The organism is uncultured Cellulomonas sp. (assembly GCF_947494015.1).
Taxonomy (GTDB): Bacteria; Actinomycetota; Actinomycetes; order Actinomycetales; family Cellulomonadaceae; genus Pengzhenrongella.
The window spans coordinates 21,550-40,492 of the sequence record NZ_CANLTL010000009.1 but is presented as its reverse complement, the minus strand read 5'-3'; the positions used below and the strand labels follow the sequence as shown (position 1 = coordinate 40,492).

At 74.6% G+C, this 18,943-nt stretch carries 18 protein-coding genes; 2 read left to right on the top strand and 16 right to left on the bottom strand.

Going from position 1 to position 18,943, the window contains the following annotated elements; all coding sequences use genetic code 11:
• The first annotated feature begins 60 nt into the window (after positions 1 to 60).
• Complete coding sequence (locus Q0840_RS11460) at positions 61 to 948, top strand: DNA-formamidopyrimidine glycosylase family protein (RefSeq protein ID WP_298459611.1); 888 nt, start codon at positions 61 to 63, stop codon at positions 946 to 948.
• Positions 949 to 961: 13 nt separating this feature from the next.
• Here Q0840_RS11460 and Q0840_RS11455 read toward each other — a convergent pair whose 3' ends face one another.
• The 11 genes from Q0840_RS11455 to rpsB form a co-directional block, all read right to left on the bottom strand.
• Entirely contained in the window at positions 962 to 1,849 is an 888-nt protein-coding gene (locus tag Q0840_RS11455) for a GNAT family N-acetyltransferase (protein ID WP_298459610.1), read from the bottom strand.
• Between the two features lie 150 nt (positions 1,850 to 1,999).
• Entirely contained in the window at positions 2,000 to 3,154 is a 1,155-nt protein-coding gene (gene ispG, locus Q0840_RS11450; RefSeq protein WP_298459609.1) for a flavodoxin-dependent (E)-4-hydroxy-3-methylbut-2-enyl-diphosphate synthase, read from the bottom strand.
• A gap of 95 nt (positions 3,155 to 3,249) precedes the next feature.
• Entirely contained in the window at positions 3,250 to 4,569 is a 1,320-nt protein-coding gene (locus tag Q0840_RS11445) for an RIP metalloprotease (RefSeq protein ID WP_298459608.1), read from the bottom strand.
• A gap of 371 nt (positions 4,570 to 4,940) precedes the next feature.
• Positions 4,941 to 6,191 carry a 1-deoxy-D-xylulose-5-phosphate reductoisomerase gene (gene dxr, locus Q0840_RS11440; RefSeq protein WP_298459607.1) on the bottom strand — a complete coding sequence of 417 codons (1,251 nt, stop codon included), beginning with the start codon at positions 6,189 to 6,191 and terminating at the stop codon, positions 4,941 to 4,943.
• Position 6,192: 1 nt separating this feature from the next.
• On the bottom strand, positions 6,193 to 6,747 hold the full coding sequence (locus Q0840_RS11435) for a DivIVA domain-containing protein (RefSeq protein WP_298459606.1): 555 nt from the start codon (positions 6,745 to 6,747) through the stop codon (positions 6,193 to 6,195).
• Complete coding sequence (gene rlmN, locus Q0840_RS11430) at positions 6,744 to 7,955, bottom strand: 23S rRNA (adenine(2503)-C(2))-methyltransferase RlmN (RefSeq protein ID WP_298459605.1); 1,212 nt, start codon at positions 7,953 to 7,955, stop codon at positions 6,744 to 6,746. The genes Q0840_RS11435 and rlmN overlap by 4 nt, the downstream gene beginning before the upstream one ends.
• A gap of 18 nt (positions 7,956 to 7,973) precedes the next feature.
• Complete coding sequence (locus Q0840_RS11425) at positions 7,974 to 8,825, bottom strand: phosphatidate cytidylyltransferase (RefSeq protein ID WP_298459604.1); 852 nt, start codon at positions 8,823 to 8,825, stop codon at positions 7,974 to 7,976.
• Positions 8,825 to 9,382 (bottom strand): ribosome recycling factor, encoded by a 558-nt coding sequence (gene frr, locus Q0840_RS11420; RefSeq protein ID WP_298459603.1) that lies wholly within the window; start codon positions 9,380 to 9,382, stop codon positions 8,825 to 8,827. Before frr ends, Q0840_RS11425 begins: the two co-directional genes overlap by 1 nt.
• Before the next feature lie 85 nt (positions 9,383 to 9,467).
• Complete coding sequence (gene pyrH / locus Q0840_RS11415) at positions 9,468 to 10,196, bottom strand: UMP kinase (protein ID WP_298459772.1); 729 nt, start codon at positions 10,194 to 10,196, stop codon at positions 9,468 to 9,470.
• A gap of 208 nt (positions 10,197 to 10,404) precedes the next feature.
• Positions 10,405 to 11,244, bottom strand: coding sequence for a translation elongation factor Ts (gene tsf, locus Q0840_RS11410; protein WP_298459602.1), 840 nt, complete (start codon positions 11,242 to 11,244; stop codon positions 10,405 to 10,407).
• A 45-nt stretch (positions 11,245 to 11,289) separates the two neighbouring features.
• Positions 11,290 to 12,324: a 30S ribosomal protein S2 gene (gene rpsB, locus Q0840_RS11405; RefSeq protein WP_298459601.1), complete on the bottom strand. Its 1,035-nt coding sequence runs from the start codon at positions 12,322 to 12,324 to the stop codon at positions 11,290 to 11,292.
• 374 nt (positions 12,325 to 12,698) lie between these two features.
• On the opposite strand from rpsB, the gene Q0840_RS11400 reads away from it, so the two are divergent.
• Positions 12,699 to 13,301 carry a M23 family metallopeptidase gene (locus Q0840_RS11400; RefSeq protein ID WP_298459770.1) on the top strand — a complete coding sequence of 201 codons (603 nt, stop codon included), beginning with the start codon at positions 12,699 to 12,701 and terminating at the stop codon, positions 13,299 to 13,301.
• Between the two features lie 58 nt (positions 13,302 to 13,359).
• Here the strand turns inward: Q0840_RS11400 and Q0840_RS11395 are convergent, their stop codons facing one another.
• From Q0840_RS11395 to Q0840_RS11375, 5 genes are all read right to left on the bottom strand, one after another.
• Entirely contained in the window at positions 13,360 to 14,142 is a 783-nt protein-coding gene (locus tag Q0840_RS11395) for a FliA/WhiG family RNA polymerase sigma factor (protein WP_298459768.1), read from the bottom strand.
• Between the two features lie 221 nt (positions 14,143 to 14,363).
• A complete protein-coding gene (locus tag Q0840_RS11390; protein ID WP_298459600.1) occupies positions 14,364 to 15,461 on the bottom strand; it encodes a tyrosine-type recombinase/integrase in 1,098 nt (365 codons plus the stop codon).
• Positions 15,462 to 15,679: 218 nt separating this feature from the next.
• Entirely contained in the window at positions 15,680 to 17,011 is a 1,332-nt protein-coding gene (locus Q0840_RS11385; protein WP_298459599.1) for a DNA-processing protein DprA, read from the bottom strand.
• Positions 17,008 to 18,549, bottom strand: a complete 1,542-nt coding sequence (locus tag Q0840_RS11380; RefSeq protein ID WP_298459598.1) for a YifB family Mg chelatase-like AAA ATPase — start codon at positions 18,547 to 18,549, stop codon at positions 17,008 to 17,010. The genes Q0840_RS11385 and Q0840_RS11380 overlap by 4 nt, the downstream gene beginning before the upstream one ends.
• The gene (locus Q0840_RS11375) at positions 18,546 to 18,902 is read right to left on the bottom strand and encodes a YraN family protein (protein ID WP_298459597.1); all 357 of its coding nucleotides are present in this window, start codon (positions 18,900 to 18,902) and stop codon (positions 18,546 to 18,548) included. The genes Q0840_RS11380 and Q0840_RS11375 overlap by 4 nt, the downstream gene beginning before the upstream one ends.
• Positions 18,903 to 18,943: the final 41 nt, after the last annotated feature.

Here is an 18,943-nt window from a genome sequence, read left to right as displayed (position 1 = left end):
GTGGCCGCCCTGGGCGTGCCCGGTCCGGCCAGGACCGGCCACGTGCGCCACCATGGGCCCATGCCCGAGCTGCCGGAGGTCGAAGCGCTGGCCCGGTTTTTGCGGGAACGGACCGTGGGGGTCGCGATCAGCGGGGTCGAGGTGGGTGCGATCAGCGCCCTCAAGACGTTCGCGCCCGCGCCGGCGGACCTCGCCGGCCGGGTGGTCGCCGACGTCGTCCGGCACGGCAAGTGGCTGGACGTGGTCACCGTGCCCGACGGCGGCCCGGTGCACCTGGTGTTCCACCTGGCCCGGGCGGGCTGGCTGCGGTGGTACGACAAGGTCCCGGCCACGGCGGTGCGTCCGGGCAAGTCCCCGATCGCCCTGCGGGTACGGCTCGCGGACGGGGCGGGGTTCGACCTGACGGAGGCCGGCACGCGCAAGCGGCTCGCGGTCCACGTCGTGACGGACCCGGTGCAGGTGCAGGCCATCGCGACCCTCGGGATCGAGCCGCTGTCCGCGGAGTTCACCGCCGAGCGCTTCGCCGCGCTGCTGGCCGCGCGCAACAAGCAGATCAAGGGCGTGCTGCGCGACCAGGGCACGATCGCCGGGATCGGCAACGCCTACTCCGACGAGATCCTGCACGCCGCCCGCACCAGCCCGTTCGCGCTGACCCGCTCGTTCGACACCGTGGGCGCAGGCGTCCTGCACGCGGCGATCCTGCGGGTGCTGCGCGAGGCGGTGGACGCGGCCGGCGGCAAGCCGGCCGCCGAGCTCAAGGACGCCAAGCGGCGCGGCATGCGCGTGCACGGGCGCACCGGGCTGCCGTGCCCGGGCTGGGACGGGGTGCCGTGCGGCGACACGGTGCACGAGGTGTCGTTCGCGGACTCCTCGTTGCAGTACTGCCCGACCTGCCAGACGGGCGGCCAGCCGCTCGCGGACCGGCGGATGTCCCGGCTGCTGCGCTGAGCGGGCTCCGGGGTCAGAACAGCACGGTGGCGTAGGTCCCGACCTGCCGGAAGCCGACCCGGCGGTACGCGGCCAGCGCGCGCACGTTGTAGTCGTTGACGTACAGCGAGACGGTCGGCGCGACCTCGCGCCGGGTGAGCTCCACGACGGCGGCCATCCCGGTCTCGGACAGCCCGCGCCCGCGCTGCCCGGGCGCGACCCACACCCCCTGGACCTGCGCCACACCACCGGCCAGCGCACCGAGCTCGGCCTTGAACTCCACCTCGGCGCCGATCGGGCCGCGCCGGAGGCGCACGAACGACCGTCCCTCCGCGATCAGGGTCCGCACCCGCTGCTCGTACGGGCCGTGCGGGCCGGACGCCGGCGAGTAGCCGACCTCCTCGGCGAACATCTCGATGCAGGCGGGCAGCACGACCGGGTACTCCTGCGGCACGGACCGCCGCACCACGGGGTCGGGCTTGACCAGCGGGTCGTGGTCGATCACCAGCGACGGCTGGTTCGCCCGGATCTCGCGGGGGGCGGGCCAGATGTCGCGCAGCCGCTCCCACAGGCCCAGGGCGGCGTCGGCCTGCCCCACGATCGACGACGACCGGCGCCCCTGCTCCCGGGCCAGCCGGGCGAACACGTCCAGCGCGCGCGGGTCGCCGTCGGGCACGACCGGGACGACGTTCGCGCCGGCCCAGCACACGGCCACGAGCTCCCCCTCGCGCTCGTACCCCCACAGCTGCCCGCCGGCGGACGTCAGGCCGGACCGCGCGGCCACCGCGATGCGGCTGGCGGCCAGGACCGAGTCCACGGGGACGCGTGCGCAGACCGCCTCGGCGGCCTCGATGTCGGCGTCCTGGAGCACGCGGCCCTCAGCCGCTCTGCCGCTCAGGGTGGCGCCGTGCCAGCGTCCCATGGGGTGAATTGTGCACCACCCCGGGGGGCCCCGCCCGCGCGGCAGGCCGGGCCTGTGGAGCCGCCTGCGGGGCTCGCAGCACAGCCGGCTGCGGCGACCCCGGCGGGCCGGCGTGCGGGCGGCCCGCGCACGGTGGCGCGGGCCGTGCCGTCACCGGACGGTGACGACCGGAGCGGCGTCCTCGACCGGCTCCATCCCGTCGGCGATCCGCATGGCCTCCTCGATCAGCGTCTCGACGATCTGCGACTCGGGGACGGTCTTGACCACCTGCCCCTTGACGAAGATCTGGCCCTTGCCGTTGCCGGACGCGACCCCGAGGTCGGCCTCCCGGGCCTCACCCGGACCGTTCACGACGCAGCCCATGACCGCCACCCGCAGCGGGACCTCCAGGCCCTCCAGGCCGGCCGTCACCTTCTCGGCGAGCGTGTAGACGTCGACCTGCGCGCGGCCGCACGACGGGCACGAGACGATCTCCAGCTTGCGCGGCCGCAGGTTCAACGACTGCAGGATCTGGATGCCCACCTTGACCTCCTCGACCGGCGGCGCGGACAGCGAGACCCGGATGGTGTCCCCGATGCCCTTGCTCAGCAGCGCGCCGAACGCGGTCGCGGACTTGATGGTGCCCTGGAACGCCGGGCCCGCCTCCGTCACGCCCAGGTGCAGCGGCCAGTCCCCCGCCTCCGAGAGCAGCTCGTAGGCGCGCACCATGACCACCGGGTCGTTGTGCTTGACCGAGATCTTGAAGTCGTGGAAGCCGTGCTCCTCGAACAGCGACGCCTCCCACACGGCGGACTCCACGAGCGCCTCGGGCGTCGCCTTGCCGTACTTGGCCAGCAGGCGCGGGTCCAGGGAGCCGGCGTTGACGCCGATCCGGAGCGACACGCCGGCGTCGGACGCCGCCTTGGCGATCTGCTTGACCTGGTCGTCGAACTTGCGGATGTTGCCGGGGTTGACCCGCACGGCGGCGCAGCCGGCGTCGATCGCGGCGAACACGTACTTCGGCTGGAAGTGGATGTCGGCGATGACCGGGATCTGCGACTTGCGCGCGATCACGGGCAGCGCGTCGGCGTCGTCCTGGGTCGGGACGGCGACGCGGACGATGTCACAGCCGGACGCGGTCAGCTCGGCGATCTGCTGCAGGGTCGCGTTGATGTCCGTCGTCGGCGTGGTGCACATCGACTGGACGCTCACCGGCGCGTCCCCACCGACGGCGACCTTGCCGACCTGGATCTTGCGCGTGGGGCGCCGGGGGGCCAGCACGGGGGGCGGCGCCTCGGGCATGCCAAGGCTGATCGGGATGCTCACCCGACCAGTATCGCCCCGCGGCGCGCCGGCACGGCCGCCGGGGGGCTGTGATCCCCGTTTCACCCACAGCTCTCACGCGGTGCGCACATCCTGGGTCACCCCGGCAGGGTCACCGGCCGGACGAGGTCGGCGTACACCAGCAGGGCACCCAGGCCGAGGAAGACGACGGCCATCCCCAGGGTGAGCGGCGCCATCCGGGCGATGTCCGCGGGCCGCGGCCGCGGCAGCCCGCGCACGCGCGCGAGCTGCCGGCGGGCGCCCTCGTAGAGGGCACCGGCGATGTGGCCGCCGTCCAGCGGCAGGATCGGGATGAGGTTGAACACGAACAGCGCGATGTTGAGCGAGGCGACCAGCGACAGCAGGTCGAACGCCTCCCCCGCGAGACCGAAGACCCCCTCGTCGGCGGCCGTGACCTCGCCGGCCACCCGGCTGACCCCGACGACGCCGATCAGGCCCTCGGGGTCGCGCGGCGCGGTGCCGAAGGCGGCCTGGGCGACGTCGGCGATACGGCTGGGCAGGTTCGCGACCACACCGACGGTGCGCACGACGTACGTGCCCAGCAGGGCCGGGACCTCGGTCACCGGCTGGCTGATCAGCTCGGGCGTGGGTCCGACGCCGAGGAAGCCCACCGGCTCGGTGGTGATCCGGCCGTCCGCGTCCAGCACCGGACCGTCGTCGGGACCGATCACCGGCCGCTCGGTGACCAGCGGCGTGATGCTCAGGGTGAGCTGCTCGCCGTCGCGGTCGACGACCAGCGGGACCGGCTCGGCGCCGGTCCCGCGGATGGCGTCCTGCAACGCCGCCCAGGAGGTGACCGGCTCGCCGCGGAACGCGACCAGCCGGTCACCCACCTGCACGCCCGCCGCCGCTGCCGGGGCGACCGGGTCGTCCGCGCCGCACTCGCGGGCCTCGGAGTCGGCGGGCACGACGCAGTCCGACACCGAGCCGACGGTGGTGCTCCAGCCCGGCACGCCGATGCCCACCAGCACGACGGTGAGCAGGACCGCGGCGATCACCAGGTTCATCACCGGGCCGCCCAGCATCACGACGAGCTTCTTCGGGGTCGAGAGCCGGTAGAAGGCGCGGTGGTCCTCGCCCGGGCGGATCTCCTGCGCGCTCTGCTCGCGCGCGTCCTGGATCATCTGGCCGGCCCACCCGCGCACCGGGGGGTTGCCCACGGCGTCCGGCGGCGGGTACATCCCGACCAGTCGGACGTACCCGCCCAGCGGGATGGCCTTGATGCCGTACTCGGTCTCGCCGCGGGTCCGTGACCACAGCGTCGGCCCGAAGCCGACCATGTACTGGCTCACCCGGACGCCGAACCGCTTGGCGGGGACCATGTGGCCGACCTCGTGCAGCGCGATCGAGACGAGGATGCCGACCACCATCACCAGCACGCCGACCCCGTAGTCCATCACCGCTCCGTCTCACGCCGGTGCGCGACCGGGCCGCGCGACACGGGGTCCATTCTGCCCCCGCCGTCCGGTCCGCCGTACCGCCACCCGGGTCGGACGGCGGGTCGTCACCGAGCTGTCACCCGGCTGTCACACCTGTGTCGGTGGCGCGTGCCAGGCCGGTCGCCGGCGCACCGGTGAGCCGACCCGCAGCGGGGTGCCGCTCGGATCGACGAGCGCGAACTCGCGCCTGCCGGACGCGGTGCCGGGCGGCCACGAGCCGGCTGCCGGTCGCGGCCGGGAGGATCGGCACCGTGCGCTCGGCGTGCTCGGCCTTGCCGCGACGCACGCCTCGTCGCGGGCCGCCCCGCACCCTCGACCGGCGTCTGCCGTCAGCGGCGGGACAGGACCTCGTTGGCGCGGGCGCGAGCCCACGTCTCGGCCTCGAGCACGCCGTCCAGGGTGAGCGCCGACGCGGCGACGCCGTCGTGCTCGTCCAGCACGGCCGCGACCGTGTCGACGATCTCGAGGAACCCGACGCGGCCGGCCAGGAACGCCGCCACGCACTCCTCGTTCGCGGCGTTGAGCACGGCGGGGTGGGTCGCGGAGGCCGCGACCGCGGCACGGGCCAGCGCGACCGCGGGGAACGCGACCTCGTCCAGCGGCTCGAACGTCCAGCTCGTCGCCGTGCTCCAGTCGCACGCCGGGGCGACGTCGGTGAGGCGCTCCGGCCAGGACAGGCCCAGCGCGATCGGCAGCCGCATGTCCGGCGGCGACGCCTGCGCGATCGTCGAGCCGTCGACGAACTCGACCATGGAGTGCACGACCGACTGGGGGTGCACCACGACCGTGATGTCGTCGGTGGGCAGCCCGAACAGCAGGTGGGCCTCGATCAGCTCCAGGCCCTTGTTGACCAGGGTCGCGGAGTTGATCGTGACGACCGGACCCATCGACCAGGTGGGGTGCGCGAGCGCCTGCTCGGGGGTGATGGTCGTCAGGTCGTCGCGCGACCGGCCGCGGAACGGCCCGCCCGACGCGGTGAGCAGGAGACGTCGGACCTCGGAGCGGGGCCCGCCGTGACGTCCGGACCGCAGCGCCTGGGCGATGGCCGAGTGCTCGGAGTCGACGGGGACGATCTGGTCCGGCCGCTGCAGCTCCGCGGCGACCAGGGCGCCCCCGACGACGAGCGACTCCTTGTTCGCCAGGGCCAGCGTGCTGCCCGCCCGCAGCGCGGCAAGGGTCGGGCCCAGGCCGACCGACCCGGTGATGCCGTTGAGGACCACGTCGGCGCCCCGGGCGGCGAGCTGGCTGGCGGCGTCGGGGCCGGTGAGCAGCTCGACGCCCGCGAAGGGCCGACCGGAGGAGAAGGCGGCGTCGGCGACGGCGGCGAACACCGGTCCCGCGGCGTCGGCGTCCGCGACGGCGATCGTCTGCGCACCGAGCTCGACGGCCTGCCGGGCCAGCGCGACCGGGTCGGCGCCGCCGGCGCTGATCCCGGTGACGCGGAACCGCTCGGGGTGGCGCCGCAGGACGTCGACGGCCTGGGTGCCGATCGAGCCGGTCGAGCCGAGCAGGACCACGCTGCGGGGCTCGGCGGAGGGTCCGGCGGTGGGCTCGGGCAGGACGTCGGGGACCTGAGTCACGTCACTCCACCCCCATGAGGACCTCGACGGCACGGGCGAGGAACGCGTCCACCGGCGCCTCGGCGTACCCGGCCGCGCCGCGTCGGCGGCCGAACGTGGCGGACCGGATGTCCTGGGCGCTGAGCTGCTCTCCGTGGTCGAAGTAGGCCACGAGACGGCGGCACAGGGCGTCGACGTCGTCCCGGTCGTACGCCGCCTCACCACGGCCCGCCGGCGCGAAACGCTCGCCGCCGGGCCGGGTCAGGCGCCCGTAGAGGGTGCGAGCCCCGTCGGCGAGCTGCGTCATCCACGCCGCCTGGCCGTGCTCGGCGATGTACTGCTCCCGCGCGCGCGACGCGAACGCGGCCTCGAGCCGGTCCAGCGCGGCGTCGACCGCACCGGTGACGTAGCCGCCGCGGACGAGGTCGAAGGCGGTGCCTCGCACGTCCCGCCCCGTGAGCACGTCCGAGACCCTGCCCTCGTACACCTGCCGGGCGTGGTCGAAGAACGTGTCGACCTCGGCGGGGTCGTACCCCGCGTGCAGCCGCGACACCGTGCGGAACATCCCCTGGTTCATGCCGACGGGTCCTCCTCCGCGGCGAGCTGGCCGCACGCCCCGTCGATGTCGCTGCCCCGGGTGTCACGGATCGTCGTCGGGATGCCGTGCGCGCGCAGCCGGCGGACGAACTCGTCCTCGACCTCGGGCTCGCTCGCCGTCCACTTGGAGCCCGGCGTGGGGTTCAGCGGGATCGGGTTGCAGTGCACCCAGCCCTTGCCGCGCGCGGCCAGCTTCTCGCCCAGCAGGTCGGCCCGCCACGCGTGGTCGTTCATGTCCTTGATCAGCGCGTACTCGATCGACACGCGGCGACCGGTGACGTCGAAGTAGCGGCGTGCGGCGTCCAGGGTCTCGTCGACGCTCCAGCGCGTGTTGATCGGCACCAGCTCGTCGCGCAGCTCGTCGTCGGGGGCGTGCAGCGACACGGCGAGCGTGACCGGGATGCCCTCCTTGGTCAGCTTCTCGATGGCCGGCACGAGGCCCACCGTGGAGACGGTGATGTTGCGCGCCGACATGCCCAGGCCGTCCGGGTTCGGGGCCACCAGGGTCCGCACGGTCTCCATGACGGCCCGGTAGTTGGCCAGCGGCTCGCCCATGCCCATGAACACGAGGTTGGACAGCCGGGTGGGACCGCCGGGCACGTCACCGTCGGCCAGCGCCTTGGCCGCGCAGCGCACCTGCTCGACGATCTCGGCGGTGGACAGGTTGCGGGTCAGCCCGAGCTGACCGGTGGCGCAGAACGGGCACGCCATCCCGCAGCCGGCCTGACTCGAGACGCACAGCGTCGAGCGGTTCGGGTAGCGCATCAGCACGGACTCGACCTTGGCGCCGTCGAACAGGTGCCACAGGGTCTTGACCGTGGTGCCGCCGTCGGCCTGCATCGTGCGCACCGGCGTGAGCAGCTGCGGGAACAGCCCTCGGACGAGCGTGTCGCGGCTCGCCTCGGGCAGGTCCGTCATGGCGGCCGGGCTCGGGTCCAGGTGCGTGAAGTAGTGCGTCGCGAGCTGCTTGGCCCGGAACGGCTTCTCCCCCAGCTCGGTCACCGCCGCGACCCGCTCCTGCGGCGTGAGGTCGACGAAGTGTCGCGGCGGCTTGCCGCGCTTGCCGCGGGTGGTCGGCGGGGCGAGGTTCAGCGGGATCGGCGTCGCCGGGCGCGGCGACACCTGGACCTGACCGGCTCGGTCGGGCCCGGTCGAGGTCGGGGTCACGGTCGGGGTGGTGGCGGTCATCGTGAGGTCTTCCATCCGTCAGTCACCCACCGGCAGAGCAGCCAGCAGGACGAGGTACACGACCGGAGCGGTCAGCAGCATGGAGTCCAGCCGGTCCAGGACCCCACCGTGCCCGGGCAGCAGGCTGCCCATGTCCTTGAGCTCGAGGTCGCGCTTGATCAAGGACTCCGCGAGATCACCCAGGGTCGCGGTGGCGACGGTCGCCAGGCCGAGTCCCACACCGATCAGCGGGTCACCGCCGAGCAGCCAGGTGATCCCTGCCGCCCCGACGAGGCAGGACAGCAGGACGGATCCGCCGAGCCCCTCCCACGTCTTCTTGGGACTGACGGAGGGCGCCAGCGGGTGGCGCCCCACCAGCACGCCGGCGACGTAGCCGCCGACGTCGCTGGCCACGGCCAGCAGGACGAACAGCAGGGCCCGGCGGGCCCCGTCGGGCATCGCCAGCATGAGCATCACGAAGCCGCCGAGGAACGGCAGCCAGGCCGCGGCGAGGACGCCGGCGGTGCTGTCACGCAGCGCAGACACACCGGTCCCGTCGATCACCCGCCAGACGACCACGCCGCCCGCGGTGAGCATGAACGAGACCAGCAGCGCCTCCTCGCCCGCGACGTACGCCGAGACGAGGATGCCCCCTGCACCCACCAGCAACGGCAGCAGCGGCAGGTTGATTCCCCGGCGTGAGAACGCCTGCGCGAGCTCCCACAGCGACAGGCACACCGCGACCAGCGCGACGAGGACGAAGCCCTCCTTGACCACGAACAGGGACGCCCACACCACCGCGAGCAGCGCGAGGCCCACGGCGATCGCGACCGGGAGGTTGCGACCGGCGCGGGGCGCCTTCTCGGCGGTGTCGGCGGCGAGCTCAGTCATCAGACCGCCAGCAGCTCGCTCTCCTTGGCGGCCAGCACGGTGTCGATCGCGTCGATCCGCTTGCGGGTGAGGGCCTCGAGCTCCTTCTCCGCCCGGGCGACCTCGTCCTCGCCCGCCTCGCCGTCCTTGGCGATGCGGTCCAGCTCCTCCTTGGCGCGCCGGCGGATGTTGCGGACCGAGATGCGCGCGTCCTCCGCCTTGGTCTTGGCGAGCTTGACGTACTCCTTGCGGCGCTCCTGCGTCAGCACCGGCAGGTTGATCCGGATGACGTTGCCGTCGTTGGACGGGTTCACCCCGAGGTCGGAGTCGCGCAGGGTCCGCTCGATGGTCCCCAGGGACGACTTGTCGAACGGCGAGATGAGGATGGTGCGCGCCTCGGGCGTGGTGAAGGAGGCCAGCTGCTGCAGCGGCGTGGGGCTGCCGTAGTACTCCACGGTGATCTTGGAGAACATCGCCGGGTTCGCGCGACCCGTGCGGATCGTGGCGAAGTCCTCCTTGGCGACCTCGATCGCCTTGTCCATCTTCTCCTCGGCCTCGAAGAGGGTCTCGTCGATCACCGGTGCTCCTTCGTCAGTGGTGCCGCCCGCGGACGGGGCCGCGGGCGTCGGTCGTGTGCGTCGGTGGTGCCCGTCGCGGCCCGCGTCAGGCGGACGTGACGAGCGTGCCGATCTTCTCACCCTGCAGCGCCCGGGTGACGTTGCCGGCCTCGTTCATGCCGAACACCCGCATCGTCACGTCGTTGTCGCGGCACAGGCTCATCGCCGTGGCGTCCATGACGGTCAGGTCCTGCACGAGGGCGTCGGTGTAGGTGAGGTGGTCCAGCCGGACGGCGCTCGGGTCGGTGCGCGGGTCGGCGGTGTAGACGCCGTCGACGCCGTTCTTGCCCATCAGCACCTCCTGGCAGTGCGTCTCCAGGGCGCGCTGCGCGGCGACCGTGTCGGTCGAGAAGTACGGCATGCCGGCGCCGGCGCCGAAGATGACGACGCGGCCCTTCTCCAGGTGCCGGATGGCGCGCAGCGGGATGTACGGCTCGGCGACCTGGCCCATCGTGATGGCGGTCTGCACCCGGGTGTCGACGTCGGCCTGCTCGAGGAAGTCCTGCAGGGCCAGGCAGTTCATGACCGTGCCCAGCATGCCCATGTAGTCGGCGCGGGCCCGGTCCAGGCCGCGCTGGGAGAGCTCGGCGCCGCGGAAGAAGTTGCCGCCGCCGACGACGATCGCGACCTGCACGCCGCTGCGCACGGCCACCGCGATCTCCGCCGCGACGCGCTGCACGACGTCGGGCGCCAAGCCCACCGAGCCACCGCCGAACGTCTCACCGGAGAGCTTGAGCAGCACGCGGCGTGCTCCGTCGCGGTCGACGCCGCGCACCCTGCCGGTGCGGGCGACCGTCCCTGCCTCGAGCCCGTGCGTCACGTGTCCTCCAGTTGCCGGTCCTGCGGGTGCGGTGCTGCGTGGGTGCGGTGCAGCTCACGCGCGGGGCTGATCAGGCGCGGTGCTGCGGTGTGCTGCTGGACGTGCCCGCCTGCGCAGGTGGCCCCGGTCCTGCCGGACCGGGGCCACCTGCGTCAGTGCTGGGTCAGGCGCCGACGCGGAACCGGGCGAACCCGGTCACCGTGCCGCCGGCCTCGGTCAGCACCTGGCCGACCGTCTTCTTCGGGTCCTTCGCGAAGGCCTGCTCGACGAGCACGTTCTCCTTGAAGAAGCCGTTGAGGCGACCCTCGATGATCTTCGGCAGCGCGGCCTCCGGCTTGCCCTCGTTGCGGGAGGTCTCCTCGGCGATGTGACGCTCCGAGGCGACGACGTCGGCGGGGACGTCCTCGCGCGTGAGGTAGGTCGGGGAGTACGCCGCGATGTGCATCGCGATGTCCTTGGCCACGCCGGCCGCCTTGGCGTCCGAGGCGACGAGGACCCCGACCTGCGGGGGCAGGTCCTTGTTCACCTTGTGCAGGTACGTCGCGACGTTCTCGCCGGTGACGCGGGCCACCCGGCGCACGACGATCTTCTCGCCGAGCGTCGCGGCGGTCTCGTCCACGACCGACTGCAGCGTGCCGCCGTCGACCGCGGCGGCGGCGAGCTCGGCGGCGTCGGCCGCGCCCGTCGCGACGGCTGCGCCCAGGACCTTGTCCGCCAGCGCCAGGAACGTGTCGTTCTTGGCCACGAAGTCGGTCTCGGAGTTGATCTCCACCAGGACGCCGACCTGGCCGTCGCCGGACGCCGAGACGTCGGCGGCGACGAGGCCGTCGGAGGCCGCACGGCCCTCGCGCTTGCTCACGCCCTTGAGGCCCTTGACGCGGATGATCTCCAGCGCCTTGGCGGAGTCGCCCTCGGCCTCGTCGAGCGCCTTCTTGACGTCGAGCATCCCGGCACCGGTGCGCTCGCGGAGCGCCTTGATGTCAGCGGCGGTGTAGTTCGCCATAGGTCCGTGTCCTTACGTCGTCAGATGAGTTGGGCAGGCGGTGTCTCAGGCCTGCTCGGGGGCGTCCGTGCTCTGCGCGGCGGCGATCTCCGGCTCCGCGGCGGCGGCCGCGGCGTCGACGGCGGGGGCCGCGTCCTGACCCGGGGTGGTGGCGACCTCGGCCGGACCCGGCTGGCCGGGCTGGGTCTCGGTCAGGTCGTCGACGACCGCCGGCTCCGGGGTCTGGGTGGCGTTGACGACGGACTCGGCGGAGTCGGTGCCCGGGTTGGTGTCGACCGGCGCCTCGACGGCGGACGGCGAGGACAGCTCGGCCTCGGAGCCGGCGAGCAGCTCGCGCTCCCACTCGGCGAGCGGCTCCGCAGCGGCGTCCGCACCGGCGGACTTGCCGGAGTGACGCTGCATGAGGCCCTCGGCGACGGCGTCGGCGATCACCCGGGTCAGCAGGGTGACGGCGCGGATCGCGTCGTCGTTGCCCGGGATCTTGTAGTCGACGACGTCCGGGTCGCAGTTCGTGTCGAGGATCGCGACGATCGGGATGTTGAGCTTGCGCGCCTCGTCGACGGCGAGGTGCTCCTTGTTCGTGTCGACGATCCACACGGCGGAGGGCACGCGGCCCATGTCGCGGATGCCGCCCAGGGTCTTGGCGAGCTTGTCACGCTCGCGCCGCATGATCAGCAGCTCCTTCTTGGTGAAGGAGGAGCCCGCGACGTCGTCGAAGTCGATCTGCTCGAGCTCCTTGAGACGCTGGAGCCGCTTGTTGACCGTGGTGAAGTTGGTGAGCATCCCACCGAGCCAGCGCTGGTTCACGTACGGCATGCCGACGCGGGCGGCCTGCTCGGCGACCGGCTCCTGCGCCTGCTTCTTCGTGCCGACGAAGAGGATGGTGCCGCCGTGGGCGACCGTCTCCTTGACGAAGTTGTACGCGTTGTCGATGTACGACAGCGACTGCTGCAGGTCGACGATGTAGATGCCGTTGCGCTCGGTGAAGATGAAGCGCTTCATCTTGGGGTTCCAGCGACGGGTCTGGTGCCCGAAGTGGACACCGCTCTCGAGCAGCTGGCGCATGGTCACGACGGCCATGGCACGTCCTCTCGGCGCACGCAGTGGCGTGCGCACACAGTGCAGGCGGGTCCGGCGGACCCGCATCTCGGTTGTCGGCGCCGGCCGGGTGGTCGGCGCCCCTGGCGCCCATCCGTGCTGACGCCGGCACGGGGCCGGACCGCTGTCAGCGCGGCGTCCCGTCGCTCCTCGGACACCGGTCCGGGGATGCTGCGACAGGAGAAGGGCGCGCGAAGTCGACCGGCGCAGGCCGGTCGCGTCCCCCACTGTACCCGACCCCCGCGGTCGTCCCGCTGCCCGGCCGACCTCCGGCACCGTGACGTCCGCCCGCGTCCACAGGGTCCGCGGCCCGAGGTCCCGGACCGGCCTCGCCGCGGCGGACGGTGGGCGTCGTGATGCGGGCAGCAGCGGTCGTGGCGGCGGTGGCGGTGGGCGTCTCGGTGAGCGCGGTCGGCCTGGTGGCCGGGCCCAGGTCCGGCGCACCGCCGGGCGGCGTCGTCGCTGCGCGAGGCGCGACGACGCCCGAGGGTGCGGGATCGGCGGACGACGGCAGCCTTCCGGGGGCACCGGGCGCCGTTCCTGCCCGCGCATACGCGCCCCCGCTCGACGCACCGCTCGTGGTGGTGCGCGACTTCGACGGTCCGCCGCAGCCGTGGGCCGCCGGCCACCGGGGCGTGGACCTGGCAGCCGACCCGGGGCAGACGGTCCGGGCACCGCAGGGCGGGGTCGTCACCTTCGCCGGGACGGTCGTGGACCGCGGGGTGGTCACGGTGACCCACGACGACGGCCTGCGGTCCAGCCTCGAGCCGGTGCGCTGGAGCGTGGGGCTCGGCCAACGGGTCGTGCAGGGTCAGGTGGTGGGCTCGGTGAGCCAGGCCGCGGGGCACTGCGCGCCGGCCACGTGCCTGCACTGGGGTCTGCGGCGAGGCGAGTCGTACCTCGACCCGATGCGGTGGGTGACCGGCCGTGGGCCGATCGTGCTGCTGCCCGAGCGCTGACGGGCGGGACGGCGCGGCCTCGGCGTCCGGGGCGCGGGACGTGCAGCACGTCAGCCGGTCAGTCGCGCTCGGAGGCTGCGAGGGTGGCGCGCAGCCGGAGCATGGCGGTGCTGTGCAGCTGGGAGATGCGCGACTCGGTGACCCCGAGCACCCGGCCGATCTCGCCGAGGGTCATGTTCTCGTAGTAGTACAGGACGAGCACGATCTTCTCCCGCTCGCCGAGCTGCTCGATCGCCCGGGCCAGCAGGTGCTTGGTCTCCCGCGTCTCGAACGAGCCGGCCGGATCCGGGGTGCGCTCGTCCTGCAGGGTGTCGCCGAGGGAGAGCGAGTCCCCCCGCTCCCCGCCGAGCAGCTCGTCGAGTGCGGCGACGTTGACGGTCGCGATCTGCGCGAACACCGACCGCAGCTCACCGGTGCCCATGCCCAGCCGGCCCGCGACCTCGCCCTCGGTCGGCGTCCGGCGCAGCTCGGCCTCGAGCTCCGCGTACGCCCGGTCGACGGCGCGGGCCTTGCTCCGCACGGAGCGCGGGATCCAGTCGGTGGAGCGCAGCTCGTCGATGATGGCGCCGCGGATCCGGGCGCCGGCGTAGGTCTGGAACCGGACCGCTCGACCCGGCTCGTACTTCTCGATGGCGTCGATGAGGCCGAACATGCCGGACGACACCAGGTCGGCGTGCTCCACGCTGCTCGGCAGCCGCATGCCGACGCGACCGGCGACCGCCGTCACCAGCGGCGCGTAGTGCAGGATCAGCCGGTCACGCTGGGAGCGGTCCCCGGTGCGCTTGTAGACGTCCCACGTGGTGCTGATCAGGTCCGCCACGGGCGAGACGGACAGGTCCAGGTCGACGTCGAGGTCGTCGTCGACGTGCTCGATGACCGCCTCCACCTCGGCGACCACGTCCGCGACGATCTCGTCGTCCTCGAACACGATCGTGTGCTGCGGTGGGCGTGGTTCGGGCAGCCCGGTCCCACCCTGCGCGGGTCCGCCGACCGACGGCGGGTGGGAGGGCGCAGCGGACGCGGGGGCGCCACCACCTGGGCCGTGCGGTCTTTCCGTGGTGCTCATGCGCGAGGGTGCGCCTGGCGGAACGAGTCGCGCAGCCGGTCGGCGGACACGTGCGTGTAGCGCTGGGTGGTCGCCAGGCTGGCGTGACCGAGCACCTCCTGCACGCTGCGCAGGTCGGACCCGCCGCCGAGGAGATGGGTCGCCGCGCTGTGCCGCAGCGCGTGCGGCGCGACGTCGGTCACGCCGGCCAGCCGTGCCACGGCGTGCGAGGCCTCGCGCAGCTGGCGCTGGTCCACCCGCCGGCCCCGCCGGCCGAGGTAGAGCGCCGACCCGGAGCCGTCGACCGCGAGCGCCGGGCGGCCCGTGCCCAGCCAGGCGGCGAGCGCCCGGGCCGCCGGGACGCCGAACGGCACCACCCGCTCCTTGCCCCCCTTGCCCATCACCCGCAGTGTCCGCTGCACCAGGTCGGCGTCGTCCACGTCGGCGCCGGCCACCTCGCCCACCCGGGCCCCGGTCGCGTACAGCAGCTCCAGCGCCGACCAGTCGCGCAGGTGCAGGGGGTCGCCGTCGTCGGCGCGGACCCGGGCGACCTCGAGCATCCGGGCGACCGGCTCGACGTCGAGCACGGTGGGCAGGGCGGCCGGGATCCGGGCGGAGGCCAGGCGCAGGGCCGGGTCGTGGGTGACCCGGCCGGTGCGCAGCGCCCAGGCGAAGAACGCCCGGACCGCTGCGGCCCGCCGGGCCAGCGTCGCCCGGCTGAGGTCGGCGGCGACCATCGCCGCGAGCCACTCCCGCAGCATCGGCAGGTCGACGTCGTCGACGCCCCGACGGCCGTGCGCCGCGGCGAACTGCAGCAGGTGGCCCACGTCCCCCACGTAGGCCCGGACGGTGTGCGCCGACAGCCCGCGCTGCAGGGCGAGGTGCCCGGCGAACGCGTCGAGGCTGTCCCCGTGGGCGCTCGGCGCGTCGACGGCCGGTCCGGTCGTCGGCCCCGTGGCGTGCCCGGCCGACGGCGCGTCCCCGGGGGGGTCCTCGGACGGCCTCGCGGCGGCGCCTGCCCGTCGCTCCCCCGGCCCACCCGCAGGGGTGCCCGCCGGTCGCTCCCCCGACTCGCCCACGGAGAGGTTCGCCGACGGGCCCACGGGGACGTCCACCGCCGCATGGGTCGCCGGGGCACCAGCTGCCTGCGCCGCTCGGCGCATCTGCATCCCCCGTCCCCCGTGTGTGACGCCCGTCGTGACGAACGTCACCGTACGTCGCGACCACCACGCGGTCGAACCGGCCCGCCGCCCGGGCCCCACCGACCCCTCGCCGAGCGGCGGCGCCCCCGCCGGGAAGACTCGTCGGCGGGCCCCGCCCGGCGCCGAGCCGCTCAGGGCCCGCCCCCTGCCGCGCGGCGCACGCGACGCCACCCACCCGCCTCGCGCGTCGCCAGCCCCTCCAGCTCGAGCAGACCCAGCGCACCCCGCACGTCGTGCTCGCCCAGACCCGCCGCACGGGCGACCGACGCCACGGGTGCCGGTCGGGTGACGGGCAGCGCGTCGAGGACACGGCGGGCCTCGGCCCCCAGGCCGTCGACGTCCGCGCTGGGTCCCGGGCGTGGCGGCGCGAGGTCCGCGCCCAGCTCCCCCGCGAGCTCCGCGACCTCGGCGGCGTCCGTCACGCACACCGCCGAGCCGTCGCGCAGCAGCCGGTGGCACCCCGCGGACGCCATCGACGTCACCGGGCCGGGCACCGCGCCGACCGGACGCAGCATGGTGACGGCATGGCCCGCGGTGCTGAGCGCTCCCGATCGCCACGCGGCCTCCACCACGACCGTGGCGCGGCTCGCGGCCGCGATCAGCCGGTTGCGCAGCAGGAACCGGGTGCGGCTCGGGACGCTTCCGGGCGGCACCTCGCTCACCACCGCGCCGCCGGCCCCGACCACCGCTCTCAGGAGCCCCGCGTTGCCGGCCGGGTACGGACGGTCGACCCCTCCGGCGAGCAGCACGACCGTCGGTGCACGGGCCACGACCGACCCCCGGTGGGCCGCGGCGTCGATCCCGTAGGCGCCGCCCGAGACGACCGTGAAGCGACGGTCGGCCAGCCCGACGGCGAGCTCGGTGGCGACGTGGTCGCCGTACGCGGTCGACGCCCGGGCGCCCACCAGGGCGACGGAGCGGTGCACCAGCGACCCGAGCTGTCCGTTCCCCCGGACCCACAGGCACGGCGGCGCGGCCGGGCCGAGGTCGTCGACACCGGTCGGCCAGGCGGGCACGCCCGGGTGCAGGAGGGTGCCGCCCAACGCGTCCAGGGCGTCCAGGTCCCGGCGCGGGTCCAGGCCCGGCCAGCGCACCGCCCACCGCACCACCGCGGCGGCCAGCCGGCGTCGGGCAGCCGCGTCCAGCGGGCCGCACCTGCTGGCCAGAGGGGCGAGATGCCGACCGGGCAGGTCGGGCACCGCGGTCGCGGCCCCGGGGTACGGCGCACGGCCGTGCGCCGCTGCCCGTGTCCCGCCACCGCCCGCGACGCCGTTGCCCGCGACGCCGTTGCCCGCGACGCCGTCCGCGACGACGTCCGCGACCCACGCCAGCGCGTCGCCGGCGCCCAGCAGCCCGATCAGGGTGCCGGCCGCGGTGTCGCCGGGCTCGGCGAGCCTGCTCCACGCCGCGCGAGCGCATCGCTCGTCGTGCAGCCAGGACGCAGCCGCGGGCGCCGCGCTCATGCTCCCGCCTGCCCACGGGTGCGCAGCAGAAGCCCCTGCCCGATGTCGGCGCGCCCGGGAGCCGCGCGGCCGGCCAGGTCCGCGAGCGTCCAGGCGACGCGGAGCACCCGGTCGACGCCGCGCAGGCTCAGCACACCGCGGTCCAGCGCCCGGTCGAGCTCGGTGAACAGCGACGGGTCACCGCGCAGGGCGGCACGCATCCAGTGGCCGGGGACCTCGGCGTTGGTGCGCCACGGCGTGCCGGCGAGCCGGTCCGCCTGGCGGCGACGCGCCGCGAGCACCCGGGCCGCCACGGCCGCCGTGCTCTCGCCCTGCGGCGCACCGTCCAGCTGGGCCCGTGAGGCGGCGTGCACCTCGACCTGGAGGTCCACCCGGTCGAGCAACGGGCCGGACAGCCGCGACCAGTACCGGCGCCGGGTGATCGGCGGGCACACGCAGTCCAGCCCCTTGCCGACGGCCTTGCCGCACGGGCACGGGTTGGCGGCCAGGACGAGCTGGAACCGGGCGGGGTAGCGCGCGGACCCGCCCGCGCGCTGGATGACGAGCTCGCCGTGCTCGAGCGGCTGCCGCAGGGTCTGCAGCACGCCCGGGGAGAACTCGGGGGCCTCGTCCATGAACAGCACCCCGCGGTGCGCGCGTGACGCGGCCCCGGGTCGCGGCACGCCGGACCCGCCGCCGATCACGGCGGCCGCCGTCGCCGTGTGGTGCGGGTCCTCGAAGGGTGGGCGGCGCAGCAGCCCGCCGGCCGGGTCGAACGTGCCCGCGACGGAGTGCACCGCGGTCACCTCCACGGCCTCCTCCTCGTCGAGGTCGGGCAGCAGGCCCGGCAGCCGCGCCGCGAGCATGGTCTTGCCGGCACCGGGTGGTCCCACCATGAGCAGGTGGTGCCCACCCGCCGCGGCGACCTCCAGCGCGGCGCGCGCCTCGTGCTGGCCGAGCACGTCGCTCAGGTCCGGCGGCGCCGCCCGCGGCGCCGGGACGGCGGGCGCGAGCGTGGGCACGACGGCGGCCGGCTCGGGGATGTCGGCGCCGAGCCGCCAGGCGACCTCGGCCAGGTTCTCGGCGGCGAGGACCTGCGCGCCGGGTACCAGCCGGGCCTCGGCCGCGTTGGCCGCCGGGACCACCACCCGGACGTGGCCGGTGGCGACGGCGGCGGCGACCGCCGGGAGCACACCCCGGACCGCCCGCAGCCGACCGTCGAGGCCGAGCTCGCCGAGGTGGACGACCGGGGCGGCCCGCGCGGGGTCGAGCACCCCGGCACCGGCGAGCATCGCGACCGCGATCGCGAGGTCGAACCCCGATCCCGCCTTGGGCAGGGACGCCGGGGAGAGGTTCACCGTGATGCGCCGCTGCGGCCAGCCCAGACCCGACGAGGTCACCGCGGCCCGCACCCGGTCCCGCGACTCGGCCAGGGCGGTGTCCGGCAGGCCCACCAGGGTGAAGCCCGGCACGGACGCGGCCAGGTGGGCCTCGACCTCGACGAGATGGCCGGACATCCCCAGCAGGCTGACCGCGAGGGTCCGTCCGAGCCCCGTCACAGGATCCCGACCAGGTGCTCGACCTGGGCCGCACCGCTGCGCGGCACCAGGACGGCGATCACGTCGATGCGGATCGAGCGCGGCCGCACCTCGTGCGTCGCGACCCACTGCGCGGTCAGCCGCCGCAGCCGGGCGACCTTGCGATCGGTGACCGCCTCGGCCGGGTGCCCGAACCCGACGCCACGGCGGGTCTTGACCTCGACGGTGACCAGCGCCGTGCCGTCGAGCGCGACGATGTCGAGCTCGCCGCCGGTCCCGCGCCAGTTGCGGTCCAGGACCTGCCACCCGGCGTCCTGCACGAACCGCGTCGCGACGTTCTCGCCGTAGCGCCCCACTGCGTCCTTCGCCCGCACGTGACCACCTCCGCCCACAGCGTGGGTCGGAGCCCGCCGGG